This is a genomic window from Hymenobacter sp. B1770, assembly GCF_049896385.1.
Lineage (GTDB): Bacteria > Bacteroidota > Bacteroidia > Cytophagales > Hymenobacteraceae > Hymenobacter.
Genome location: NZ_JAFCUF010000009.1, coordinates 165,252 through 177,508, shown reverse-complemented (window position 1 = coordinate 177,508; position 12,257 = coordinate 165,252). Strand labels below are relative to the sequence as shown.

15 protein-coding genes are annotated in these 12,257 nt (G+C 57.5%); 8 read left to right on the top strand and 7 right to left on the bottom strand.

Translation table 11 applies throughout. The features are described 5' to 3' along the window. Positions 1-162 (bottom strand): transposase-like zinc-binding domain-containing protein (locus ACP7AJ_RS17890; RefSeq protein ID WP_426061565.1); only part of this gene is annotated, 162 nt, incomplete at its 3' end. 121 nt (positions 163-283) lie between these two features. Next, positions 284-850, bottom strand: a complete 567-nt coding sequence (locus ACP7AJ_RS17885) for a DUF6799 domain-containing protein (protein WP_426061561.1) — start codon at positions 848-850, stop codon at positions 284-286. 159 nt (positions 851-1,009) lie between these two features. On the opposite strand from ACP7AJ_RS17885, the gene ACP7AJ_RS17880 reads away from it, so the two are divergent. Both ACP7AJ_RS17880 and ACP7AJ_RS17875 read left to right on the top strand, forming a co-directional pair. Beyond that, positions 1,010-1,465 (top strand): MarR family winged helix-turn-helix transcriptional regulator, encoded by a 456-nt coding sequence (locus ACP7AJ_RS17880; protein WP_426061560.1) that lies wholly within the window; start codon positions 1,010-1,012, stop codon positions 1,463-1,465. 106 nt (positions 1,466-1,571) lie between these two features. Next, entirely contained in the window at positions 1,572-2,216 is a 645-nt protein-coding gene (locus ACP7AJ_RS17875; protein ID WP_426061559.1) for a YceI family protein, read from the top strand. A 106-nt stretch (positions 2,217-2,322) separates the two neighbouring features. Here ACP7AJ_RS17875 and ACP7AJ_RS17870 read toward each other — a convergent pair whose 3' ends face one another. Further along, a complete protein-coding gene (locus ACP7AJ_RS17870; RefSeq protein WP_426061558.1) occupies positions 2,323-3,015 on the bottom strand; it encodes a hypothetical protein in 693 nt (230 codons plus the stop codon). A gap of 32 nt (positions 3,016-3,047) precedes the next feature. Beyond that, entirely contained in the window at positions 3,048-3,605 is a 558-nt protein-coding gene (locus ACP7AJ_RS17865; RefSeq protein WP_426061557.1) for a hypothetical protein, read from the bottom strand. 815 nt (positions 3,606-4,420) lie between these two features. Between ACP7AJ_RS17865 and ACP7AJ_RS17860 the strand changes: the two genes are divergently transcribed. From ACP7AJ_RS17860 to ACP7AJ_RS17835, 6 genes are all read left to right on the top strand, one after another. Continuing rightward, on the top strand, positions 4,421-4,702 hold the full coding sequence (locus tag ACP7AJ_RS17860) for a T9SS type A sorting domain-containing protein (RefSeq protein WP_426061556.1): 282 nt from the start codon (positions 4,421-4,423) through the stop codon (positions 4,700-4,702). A gap of 201 nt (positions 4,703-4,903) precedes the next feature. Further along, complete coding sequence (locus ACP7AJ_RS17855; RefSeq protein ID WP_092669924.1) at positions 4,904-5,185, top strand: ATP-dependent Clp protease adaptor ClpS; 282 nt, start codon at positions 4,904-4,906, stop codon at positions 5,183-5,185. Between the two features lie 111 nt (positions 5,186-5,296). Further along, positions 5,297-5,911: a recombination mediator RecR gene (gene recR, locus ACP7AJ_RS17850; RefSeq protein WP_092669922.1), complete on the top strand. Its 615-nt coding sequence runs from the start codon at positions 5,297-5,299 to the stop codon at positions 5,909-5,911. Positions 5,912-6,092: 181 nt separating this feature from the next. Continuing rightward, the gene (locus ACP7AJ_RS17845) at positions 6,093-8,099 is read left to right on the top strand and encodes a glycosyltransferase (RefSeq protein ID WP_426061555.1); all 2,007 of its coding nucleotides are present in this window, start codon (positions 6,093-6,095) and stop codon (positions 8,097-8,099) included. A gap of 53 nt (positions 8,100-8,152) precedes the next feature. Further along, complete coding sequence (locus ACP7AJ_RS17840) at positions 8,153-9,373, top strand: pyridoxal phosphate-dependent aminotransferase (RefSeq protein WP_426061554.1); 1,221 nt, start codon at positions 8,153-8,155, stop codon at positions 9,371-9,373. 37 nt (positions 9,374-9,410) lie between these two features. Beyond that, a complete protein-coding gene (locus ACP7AJ_RS17835; RefSeq protein WP_426061553.1) occupies positions 9,411-10,406 on the top strand; it encodes a bifunctional heptose 7-phosphate kinase/heptose 1-phosphate adenyltransferase in 996 nt (331 codons plus the stop codon). A gap of 80 nt (positions 10,407-10,486) precedes the next feature. Here the strand turns inward: ACP7AJ_RS17835 and ACP7AJ_RS17830 are convergent, their stop codons facing one another. From ACP7AJ_RS17830 to hemE, 3 genes are all read right to left on the bottom strand, one after another. Next, positions 10,487-10,696, bottom strand: coding sequence for a zinc ribbon domain-containing protein YjdM (locus ACP7AJ_RS17830; RefSeq protein ID WP_426061552.1), 210 nt, complete (start codon positions 10,694-10,696; stop codon positions 10,487-10,489). A 42-nt stretch (positions 10,697-10,738) separates the two neighbouring features. Beyond that, a complete protein-coding gene (locus ACP7AJ_RS17825) occupies positions 10,739-10,930 on the bottom strand; it encodes a hypothetical protein (protein WP_426061551.1) in 192 nt (63 codons plus the stop codon). A 216-nt stretch (positions 10,931-11,146) separates the two neighbouring features. Then, entirely contained in the window at positions 11,147-12,172 is a 1,026-nt protein-coding gene (hemE, locus tag ACP7AJ_RS17820) for a uroporphyrinogen decarboxylase (protein ID WP_426061550.1), read from the bottom strand. Between the last annotated feature and the right edge of the window lie 85 nt (positions 12,173-12,257).

The following is a 12,257-nucleotide window of genomic DNA, read 5'->3' as shown; positions in this document are numbered from 1 at the left end:
TTCCACCTGCGCGTAACGAACGGCACGCGCACTGGCCGCGGGCGCAAAGCGGGCCTGGTGGCCGCACGCGGTGCATTGGTACTTGGCGTGGCCTTGGCTGTTGCCGTTGCGCCGGATGTGCTCACTGCCGCATACGGCGCAAAGATGTTGCGTTGAAACCATGAGCACCTATACGCCTTTCACCACGTATTAGACCATCGCCCATAAAAGAAGCCAAACCACCGGGCTGGGGTTTGGCTTCTTTTGTGGTACGGGCCCCTGACGTTGTTGGGCAACGTTTGTCTTACTTCGGCGATTTCATCTGCGCATCGAGCTGGGCAAGCTGGGCATCGATTTCTTTAGTGTCAGGCATGTCGGTGCGGCCCTGGCTGAGCAGATTGACTTTTTGCGTCAGCAATTCCACCTTTTTGTTGAGCAGGCTCATTTGCACGGCGGGGTCGACGAATGTAGAGCCCCGCTCCACGTAGGTAGTGAACTTGCCGCTGGGGCCGTTGGGCGCTTCTCCCCGCGCCGCCGCGGCACTGCCTGGCGTGGCAAAGACTACGCCGCCATCGGGCCGCACGTAGTCGCCTTCGCGCAGGGTTAGCTTTTTGCCGTTGGGGTGAACTTTGTCAGCGGGCATTTCTACAATGCCGCTCTTGTAGTTGATTTTGACACCGCCGGCGAGCTTCACGTTTTGCGTGAGGGGGGTAATCTGGTTGCCTTCGCGGCGCACAACTACGCCATCTTTGAACAGGAACTGCGTGCGGGCAGTGGTCTTAACAGGGAAGCCTCCTTCCTGGGCCGCCACGGGGCGGGGGGCAGTGGCCAGGCAAGCAGCAGCAAGCAGCGCAAAGAAAATATGTTTCATAAAGCTTTGAAATGGAGGATGAATCTGCGAGGATACGGGTTTCTAACCAATTTGAAGAACTACCGCTCAGCCAACAATTAAATTTTTCAAAATAAGTGGGAACAATGTTGCAACATTAAATGTACCTACATAAATTTGCATCTGATTCCACAATCTCCCATGCGCATCGAAGACGAAATCAAGCAGCCCATCTTTAAAGACGAGCACCAGAAGGCTCATATAAACTTGGTGTACACCGCAGGGTGGCTGCAACTCCGTCAGGCTGCGGCATTCAAGCCTTTTGGTTTGACCCTGCCTCAGTTTAATATCCTGCGCATTCTGCGTGGTCAGCACCCGCTGCCTGCTACCGTGGCTTTGCTAATCGACCGGATGCTGGACAAGACGAGTAACGCCTCTCGTATCGTAGACCGGCTGGAAGAGAAGGAGTTAGTGACACGCACCGTTTGCCCCGCCAACCGCCGCGCCGTCGACATTCGCATCACCAAAGCTGGCCTCGACCTGCTTGAGCGCATTGAGGAAGCCGGCGTGACCCAGTGCAGCGGAATTACTCAGCTTGACGCAGCTGAATTACACCAACTCAACACCCTGCTCGACAAAATACGCTCCGTGGAGTAAGTAGTCCTTCTTTCTGAAGGCCAGAATAAGTCTGATACCTTTTCCCGTTGTGGCCCATCCGCCGCCTTCGTTTTTATTAATTACCTTTTTTAAATCTCTTTTTCAGATGAAAAAATTCCTGTTGCCCGCCCTGTTCGCTGTTGCTGTACTAGGCGCTGCTCCTGCTGCTTCGGCCCAAAAAAATAACAGCGAGAAGATGGCCACCAACGCCCCGGCCTACAAGCTACAGCCGCAGCTGAGCACGCTGGGTTGGGAAGGCAAAGCCGTTACTCATGGCCACAACGGCACCATGAACTTCACCGATGGCGAGCTGCTGGTGAAAGGCAACGCCATTGTGGGCGGCACCGTGACCGTCGACATGAAGAGCATGAAGGCCACCGACATCAAGGATGCTGAGTCGCATGGCAAATTCGTGGGTCACATGACCAGCGACGACTTCTTCGGCGTAGAGAAAAACCCGACCTCAACCTTCAAAATCGTGAGCGTGGCCCCCATCAAAGGTGCAGCCAAAGATGCCGACAACGCCACCATTACCGGCGACATGACCATCAAAGGCGTTACGCAGCGCATCAGCTTCCCCGCCAAGGTGGGCGTGAAAAACGGTGTGGCCGCCGCTACTGGCAAAGCCACCATCGACCGCACCAAGTTTGGCCTGAAGTACGGCTCGAAGTCGTTCTTTGACAACATTGGCGACAAGGCCATCAACGACACCTTTGACCTGACCTTCAACGTGATTGCCAAGAAGGCGTAAGTGTTGATTGGGCTGCCAATGCTAGTTGTCAACCTTCGCATAGCCCTTGTTAGTATAAAAAAAAGCCCCGCCAATATGACGGGGCTTTTTTTGTAATGTCAGATGCCTAGCGAATCGTCTCGGTTGGTTTGTTGGCAGGAGTCGCGGCGGGTAACGCCACTGCGGGAGGAGGAGTGGCTGCCCGCATCTCAACCCGCAGGGGAGCCACGGCGCTTTCACGCAGGCTCAGGATGCCGTAGACGGTTTCACCGGGCTTGAGCGTGCGGTTGGTAAGGTCATGGGATGCAAAGTCATTCCGCATGTTTTTGTTGGCGCCGCTAGCGCCCAGCATGTTGCCGCCGGCAATAAACGGGCCTATCGGGAGCGTAGTACCCCCGGTCATTCGGCCTGTGAGGGGGTCCTGGGTGGCGCCCACTGTCGGATTCAATAGTAAGTACAGCAGGTAGATGGCGACCCCTTGCTTCATATCGTGGGCCGCGATGGCTCCGGGGATGGGCGTGATTGGTCGGTCACCGTACATCAAGGTTAGGTCGCGGGAGAAGTTTACTTCCCGGTCCCAGTTATTGGTAACGCGCACAGCTGCCACGTGGTAGCCTTTCTTGGCTTCTTTCTTTACGTATTTTTTGTTGCCGCGCAGGCGCAAAGCATCAAACTGATACGCCATCTCCACCGGGCCTGAGGAGGGCGAAGAGATGTAGGTGGCTATCCTTTCGGGACGAATGGGGGCGTAGGAGCCAGCACAGCCCGTGGTGAGGGCCAGCAGGCCGGTTGCAAAAACGTGGGTAAAACGTGAATTCATATATTTCTTTAGTAGGTAAATGAACGCCAAAGCTACTGTGGAATTTCAAAGCTTCGTATCAGTTCAAACTTTAAATTTCTGCTTTTACTGCGTTGGTGCAAACTGTTCAAAATATCGTCTATTTCTGATTTGTATTCGACCCACAAATCTTCATGTAGCGTCTTGAGTACCATGGCTGGGACCCGCGCCGCCAGCCTCGCCGTGGCGTTGAAAAACCCGTCGTACACGCTGTCGAACTGGCCGGAATAGTTGTCGATGCACTGCCGGAGAATGTACAGCAACAGGTCGACCTCCAGCTGTTTGTTTTTGGTGATGCGGCGGGCCCGAGCGGCTTCCTGCACACTGGCGCGCAAAGCCTTTACCAAGCTGCGGTTGAGCAGGCGGCCCGAAACGGCAAGGTTGAACAGCTCGTGGATGCGGTCGGCGGCTTCTTCCTGGATTTGGGCCAGCGTTACGTCGGCCACCAGTTCGTAGCGGAAGGTTTCGTAGAGCTCGGCATCGCGGCGCACGGCTCGAAGGAGCAGGGCCTCCTTTTCGTTTTCGGATAAACGTTTGAGCGCTTTTTTAAAATCGGGGGAGGGAACAGGCATTTAGCAAGTATATATAAAATAATATTATTGAATTGCTAGAGTTTTGGCTGTAAGGTGGTAACCATTTATACGCACGAGTTGAGCAAAGGTCAGAAGTAAAATAATATTGACATTAATGGTGTAAATTACATGTATTCAATCATAAATATTATTAATTCAATTAATGACAACCTCAAATCTCGTCCTCCACATTTCTGTATAAAGAAACTTTCCTCTCTTTCCTGCTCGCTTGGGGCAGTAGGTTTGTTGTTGCTGGCGGCTACGCCGGCGGTGCATGCTCAAACCGGAATCGGTACGCGCACTCCAAATGCTTCGGCCTGGACATAAACAGCCTGAAGAGCACCTTGTCCGTGTTGGGCGCTCCCACGTTTGCAACGCTCGCAGGAAGTGGTTCTCGTTTAGTAGTGTCCAATGGCGCGGGCAACCTGAGTGCGCAGAGCATTGCAGCTTCAGATTCTGCCATTATTAAATCAAAACGTAAACGCTCAAATTGCAAATTTCCGAATCAATGGCACCGGCCAAATCGGTTCAACGTTGAATGTGGGCGGTGTCACTACGTTAGCGCCCTTTACTGCCGGTACTACTTCTCCAGGGACCACTTCCATTGGTGGCACGCTGAGCGTAACCGAGTGCCTGGTATGCCATTGAGCGGTCGGCAGACGGACGGAACTGGACCGAAATTAACCGCAAAGCAGCAAGCCGGCAACAGCAGTTCGGCGCTGTCTTACGCAGCATCCGGCCTTTGCCGGCCGCAAGGCAGCCGCTTTTTACTACCGCCTGCGGCAAATTGATGCCGACGGGACGGCTACAGCGGAGTGCAACACGTCCGGTTCAACAAAACCATTGTGTTCGCGGTGGAAGCCTACCCCATACCCATGCAGGCCTACCTAACTCTGGACTTAGTGCCGCCGGTTGTGGGACCGCTCCAGATAGAGCTCTACGACATGACCGGCCGCTTGGTAATCAGCCAGAAAGAAGTGGCACCCCTGGGCGCCAGCCGCTACCAAGTTGATGTGCGGGCGCTGGCCACTGGCCGCTACACCCTGCGCACCGTGCAGGGCAGCCAGCAGCTAACCCGCAAAGTGTTGCGGCAATGAGCTGCAGGAACTGATTGACTTGCCTTGGCCCTATACGCCAGACTATGGCCAGCCAATTTCAACGGAAATGGCTCCGTGGCCCCGCAAGGGACCACGAAGCCTTTTGATTTGGAAAACATCTGTTTGGCCGAAACGTTTTGCTCACCGCTGGGGTTTAAAAAAACGCTCATCAATCGCCTTTCTACCGCGTAAATTTGCCTTATGAACACTCGCCCGCAAATTGATTACGATGAGGAGGTATTGCTGCTCGAAGAGGAAGTCGAGCTACGCAACCTCGTTGTGTACAATGACGAGGTCAATACCTTCGACCACGTCATCAAAACCCTGATTGACGTGTGTGGCCATCAGCCCGAGCAGGCCGAGCAATGCACCCTGCTCATTCACTACAAAGGGCAGTGCGCCGTCAAGATTGGCACTTACGAGGAGTTGGAGCCGCTTTGCACCGCCATCCACGACCGCGGCATTTCGGCCGATGTCGTTTAATTAAGCTGTTAGCCTGTAGCTATTGGCTGTTCGCTTTTCGGTCATTTGTTGGCCCCGGCGGCAGTACCCTGAGCCAACAGCTAGCAGCTATAAGCCAATAGCTGACCCTGAATGGAATTCCCTTCTAAACTGATTGAAAACGCAGTGGGCGAGTTGTCTCGCCTGCCCGGCATTGGGCGTAAGACGGCCTTGCGTCTGGCCTTGCACCTGCTCAAAGCCGAAATGGATACCACCGCCTCCCTGGCCGAAGCTTTGGCCAAAATGCGGTTTGAAATAACCTATTGCCGCACTTGCCACAGCATTTCCGACGCCGAAGAGTGCGGCATCTGCGCCAACAAGCTGCGCGACCACAGTCTGGTGTGCGTAGTGTCGGACGTGCGCGACGTCATCGCCATCGAAAACACGGGCCAGTACAAAGGCGTGTACCACGTGCTGGGCGGCGTTATTTCGCCCATCGAGGGTGTGGGGCCGTCCGATTTGCACATCGATTCCTTGGTGGAGCGCGCCAGCATCGAAGACTCGGAAATCCGCGAGGTCATCCTCGCCATCAGCCCCACCATGGAGGGCGATACGACGGCCTTTTACCTCTCGCGCCGCCTGCGCGACTTGCCTAACGTGCACATCAGCACCATTGCCCGCGGCATTCCCATGGGCGGAGAACTGGAGTACGCCGACGAAATCACGCTGGGCCGCAGCATCGTGGAGCGCTTGCGCCAAGCGCGGTAGGAACTGGCTGCTGCGCCCATGGGGGTGTCGCTAACGCTTTAAAGTTGTTTAGTTTACCGAGCCCTTGGCCCCAATGCGGACGCCAAGGGCTCGTTGCTTTTCGGGGCTTGGACTGCTACCCGAGCGGATTAACTCGATGGGCCGCCTCGTAATGACCTCGAAGCCCTTAATTTCGCCCCCTGTGGTGAAGCTCTCCGTCGTTATTGTTAATTACAACGTCTGCTATTTTCTGGAGCAGGCGCTGCTATCCGTTCGGCGAGCGGTGGAGAAGCTGGGCCAGCCGGTGGAGGTGTTTGTGGTCGACAATAACTCGGTAGATGGCTCGGTGGCCATGGTGAAAGACCGGTTCCCGGAAGTGTTCTTGATTGCCAACCGCGACAACCCCGGCTTCTCCAAGGCCAACAACCAAGCCCTGCGGCGCGCCTCTGGCCAGTATCAGCTCTTGCTGAACCCCGATACCGTGGTGGAGGAAGATACTTTCCGGGCCTGCTGCGAGTTCATGGACGCGCACCCCAACTGCGGCGGCCTGGGCGTGAAGATGCTTGATGGCCAGGGCCAGTTCCTGCCCGAGAGCAAGCGGGCTTTGCCCACGCCCGCGGTGGCCTTCTATAAGATGTTTGGCTTGGCGAAGCTGATGCCCAAGTCCCGCACTTTTGGCCGCTACCACCTCGGCTTCCTCAGCCCCGAAGAAACCCACGAAGTAGAAGTGCTCAGCGGTGCCTTTATGCTGCTGCGCAGGGACGCGCTCGACCAGATTGGCCTACTCGACGAGGACTATTTCATGTACGGCGAGGACATTGACCTCTCGTACCGCCTCACCCGGGGCGGCTGGAAAAACTACTACTTCCCCGGCGCCCGCATCATCCACTACAAGGGCGAAAGCACGAAACGCACCAGCGTCAACTTTGTGTTTGTGTTTTACCGGGCCATGGTGATTTTCGCCCGTAAACACTTCGCCCCGGGCCGGGCCGGCCTGTTTTCGCTGCTGATAAACGCCGCTATCTGGCTACGGGCCGGCGCGGCCGTGTTTGAGCGCTTGGCCGTACGGGTAGCCCCGGTGCTGCTCGACGCCGGCTTGATTTGGGTGGGGATGTATTTCCTGAAATCGTACTGGGAGAACAACCACAAGTTTGTGCCCGGCGACTACCCACCGCAGTACATGACCGTGGCCGTGCCCGCCTACATTTTGGTCTGGTTGATTTCGGCATACCTGAGTGGCGCCTACGACCCGCCTGTGAAAACCTCGCGGGTGGTGCGCGGCATCTTTGTGGGCACGCTCCTGATTTCGGCTGCTTCTAATTTTCTCGACGCCTGGCGCTTTTCCAAGGCCCTGATAATTCTGGGCGGAGCCTGGGCAGTAGCGGCCGTGGTGGGGCGGCAACTGCTGGCGCACTTCGTCAAGTATCGCGACTTGCGCCTAAGCGAGCGCCGCCAAAAAAACATCGCCATTGTGGGCTCGGGGCCCGAAAGCCGCCGGGTGCGCCACCTGCTGGAAGCGGCCGGCGTGAAGGCCCGCGTGATAGGCTACGTGACCATGGCTCCCAAAGCCGTCGCGGTGGAAATGGCTTATGCGTCTGCCTTCAATTACTCCAATGCCGAACCGCTCGAAGAGCCGCTGGGTGAACTACGCCAGCTAGCCGACATCATCCGGTTGTACGCCCTCGACGAGTTGATTTTCTGCGGTAAGGACTTGCCTGCCAGCCAAATCATTGCCCTGATGCTCAGCCTGCCCGCCGACCCGCCGGTGGCCTACAAAATCCTCCCCGAAGACAGCCAGTACATCATCGGGAGCAGCAGCAAAGACGCCCCGGGCGACTACTACACCCTCGACATTGCCCTGAACCTGTACCAGCCCCGGCAGGCCCGGGCCAAGCGCCTACTCGATGTGCTGGCCAGTGTTGGCCTGCTAGTGCTGGCTCCGTTGCTGATTTGGTTTCAGACCACAAAGGCAGGTTTTCTGCGCAATTGCTTTTCTGTGCTGGTCGGGAACCGCACGTGGGTGGGGCTGCGCCACATGGCTAGTTCGGCCCGGGCGGTGCCCGCCGTGCTGTCCCCCGCCGATGCCGCCGTGTCGGGGGCACCCCTCACCGAAGTCACATTACGTCGATTGGAACTACTTTACGCCAAGGATTACGAACCCAGCATGGACCTGAGCGTGCTCTGGCACTGCTGGCGGCAGCTAGGCTGACTCCGCCCGCAGGCCGGCGTAGCTTTATACCCTCATTTCCACTCACGATAAATATGTCCAATACCGCTACTCTCGCCACTTCTTCGCCGCTCTCCGACCGCATTCAGGCGATGAATGAATCGGCGACCATCGCCATGGCCAAAAAATGCCGTGAGCTCGTTGCCAAGGGCTTCGATGTCATCAACCTCAGCTTCGGCGAGCCTGATTTTCAAACCCCTCAATACATCAAGGACGCCGCTAAAAAGGCTCTGGACGACGGCTATACCTTTTATACCCCCGTGCCCGGTATTCCGGAGTTGCGCCAGGCCATCTGCGATAAGTTCAAGCGCGACAACCAGCTCGAGTACCAACCCAACCAAATTGTGGTAAGCACCGGCGCCAAGCAGTCGCTGGCCAATGCCGTGCTCAGCCTGGTCAATCCCGGGGATGAAGTCATCGTGTTTTCGCCCTATTGGGTGAGCTACGAGGAAATGGTGAAGCTGGCCGAAGGGACCACCGTGCCTTTGGCGGGCACCCTCGAAAACGACTACAAAGTTACGGCCAAGCAGTTTGAGGCGGCCATCACGGAGCGCACCAAGCTCATCATGTACTCGTCGCCCTGCAACCCGACCGGGTCGGTGTTTAGCCGCGAAGAACTGGGCGCCATTGCTGCCGTTTTGGCCCGGCACCCCCATGTATATGCGCTGGCCGATGAGATTTATGAGTACATCAACTTTGTGGGCGAGCACGTGAGCTTGGCTCAGTTTCCGGAGGTGAAAGACCGGGTTTTAACCGTGAACGGCTTCTCAAAGGGCTACGCCATGACGGGCTGGCGCCTGGGCTACCTGGCGGCGCGCACGGATATTGCTTCCGCTTGCGAGAAGATGCAAAGCCAGATTACCTCGGGCACCTGCTCCATCACCCAGCGGGCGGGGGTGGCGGCCCTGAACGGTGGTCGCGCCTCGGCCGACGAAATGACGGCCGCTTACCGCCGCCGCCGCGACTTGGTGCTGGAAATGGTAAAGGACATTCCCGGGCTGAAAACGCCCACTCCTAGTGGCGCTTTCTACATCTTCCCAGAGGTGTCGGCCTATTTCGGCCGCACCGCCCCCGATGGCAGCACCATTGGCAACGCGACCGATTTGGCTATGTACCTGCTGAACGATGCGTTGGTGTCGGCGGTATCGGGCGAGGCGTTTGGTGCCTCTGACTGCATCCGGTTCAGCACCGCCGCGGCCGATGACAAACTGGTGGAGGCGTTTCGGCGCGTGAAGGAGAGCTTGGCCAAGCTCTAAAAACCCGCACGCCAAGGCGCGTTCCTACATTTGCAAAATGTCTGTTGATTCCCTGCATACCCTTTTCGATAATTTTAACAAGCTGCGCGTCCTCATCATTGGCGATGTGATGGTCGATGCTTATGTGTGGGGCCGGTCCACGCGGCTTTCGCCGGAAGCGCCGGTGCCCATCGTGCACGTGGCCCGCACCGAGCAGCGCCTGGGCGGTGCCGCCAACGTGGCCCTGAACGTGCAGGCCCTGGGCGCTACGCCGCTGCTCTGCGCCGTAATCGGCACCGACACGGGGGGCGACCAGCTGCTGCAATTGCTGCACGAGCGGCACCTGTCTTCAGATGGCATTATCCGCAGCGCGAACCGGCCCACCACCGTCAAGCAGCGCATTATTGCCCACGGCCAGCAACTGTTACGCATCGACGCCGAGGTAGAAACCGACATCACCGCCGCCGAAGGCACGGAGCTATTGGCCGCTTACGACGACTTGCTGACCCGCGCCGACGTGGTGGTATTCGAGGACTACGACAAGGGAGTGCTCAACGAGGCCATCATCACCGAATGCATTGCCCGGGCCCGCCAGCGCGGCATCCCCACGGTAGTGGACCCAAAGAAGAAGAACTTCCTGGCGTACCGCCATTGTACCCTCTTCAAACCCAACCTGAAGGAGTTGCGCGAAGGGCTTAAACTAGAATTTGGTGACCCCGACTCGGACCGCCCTGGCTTCGAGGCAGCTGTGGCGCGCCTGCGCGATGTGCTGGAGCCCGAAACGGTGCTGGTCACACTCTCGGAATACGGAGTTTTCGCTCAGCGTGACGGGCAAAAGACCTACCTGCCGGCTCATTTGCGCAAGATTTCTGATGTTTCAGGCGCGGGTGATACCGTCATTAGCATTGCGGCACTGTGCGTGGCGCTGGGCTGCCCGGCAGCCTTCACAGCCGCGCTGGCCAACCTTGGCGGCGGGCTGGTATGCGAGCAAGTGGGAGTGGTGCCGGTGGAGAAGGAGTTGTTGCTTCAGGAGGCAATTGAGGCAGAAATGTAATGGGTAAAACTTGTTAAAACGCAAGAGGGCGCCGGATGTACATCCGGCGCCCTCTTGCGTTTTACGTTCTAATTAGGCGTTTAAGCCTTCTTCAGGAATTCGGTTTTGAGCACCATCGTGCTGCCGCCAGCCCGGCCTTCAATCTCGCTTGCGCTGTTGGTCAGGCGGATGTTTTTAACCATCGTACCACGCTTCAAGGTCAGGGAAGAGCCTTTCACTTTGAGGTCTTTGGTGAGGGTGACCGAGTCGCCCTCAGCGAGAAGGGTTCCGTTGCTGTCTTTAACATCCATGGGTAGAAAGGGAAGATGAAGTAGTTGGATAGGGGCCCGGGGCTAGCGGCGAAAAAGCAATAGATACGCCAGGAAAAGCACCGGCGACAGGCTGCCAAGGGAAATCAGGACCACCATAAAGGTTTCCATGCCCGTGCGCTCTGGTTTCTTTAGGAACCAGCGCCACATGAAAAAGAGAAGGCCAAGCAGTAGGACTAAGGTGGCGTAGAAAGTGAAGCCGAATGAAGAAGCCATGGTTAATGTTTTTCAGGCACAAATAGAGGTTGTCAGTTAACCTGTAAGCCTTAGATGGTATAGGGCAAGCGTTCAAACGGCCGGCTGAGCGCGGCGAACCGAAGGTTAAAGCAAGCCACATGCTTTGCCACGCTCTGCTTAAACGTTTAAACGACTTGCCGTCAGCCTTAGCAGGCCAACAAAGGAAAATTTATCCTCAATATGTTGGCGCGGCTATTACCCGCGCCAGGCCTTCACCGTGTCCACAAACACGCGCACGTTGTCCGGATTGGTGTCCGGGTACACGCCGTGGCCGAGGTTGGCGATGTGGCGGCCGGTGCCAAAGCGCCGGAGCATGGCTTCGGTAGCGGTCTTCACCTGCTCGCGGGTGCCATAGAGAGCGCAGGGGTCGAGGTTGCCTTGCAGGGTTTTGTCGCCGGCTTGCAGGCGCACCTGGGCGGGGTCCTGGTTCCAGTCCAATCCTATCGTGCGGCAGGGCATGGCGGCGAATTCTTCCACGGCCCACCAGGCGCCTTTGGCAAATACGGTCACGGGTACCAGCGGCGCCAGCGCTTCGCAGATTTCGGCAATGTAGCGGCTCGAAAACTCGCGGTAGTGGTCGGGCGGAAGGGTTCCGGCCCAGGAGTCGAACACCTGCACTACTTGGGCGCCCGCAGCCACCTGTGCCTGTAGGTAGGCAATGGTGGTGGCCGTTATCTTAGCTAATAGCTGGTGGGCCAGGGCGGGCTCACGGTAGAGCATGCCGCGGGCCTTGCTGAAAGTTTTGGAGCCGTGGCCTTCCACCATATAAGCCAGCAGCGTCCAGGGAGCGCCGGCAAAACCGATGAGCGGCACGCGGCCATTCAGAGCACGCTTGGTGATGCGCAGGGCTTCGAGCACGTAGCCGAGGCCTTCCTCGGGGTCGGGAATGCGGAGCTTCTCCACGTCGGTGGCCGACTTAATGACGTTTGGGAACAGCGGGCCGCGGGCTTCCACCATCTCGTAGGGCAGGCCCATGGCATCGGGCACCACCAGAATGTCGGAGAAGATGATGGCCGCGTCCACATCCAGGGCATCGATGGGCTGGATGGTGACTTCGGCGGCGAGCTCGGGCGTTTCTACCAGCTCTTTGAAGCCGGAGAGGCGGCCACGCAGGGCACGGTATTCGGGAAGGATGCGGCCGGCTTGGCGCATCAGCCACACGGGCGTGCGCTCGGTGGCTTCGCCACGAGCGGCGCGGAGGAAAAGGTCGTTTTTCAGCATAGACGGGGCAAAGGTACGCTGCCCGGCCCTGTGCTTTGAATCCCATTCAAAAGTCGGCCGTTGCGAAAAGCTGTGAGGGCAGGCG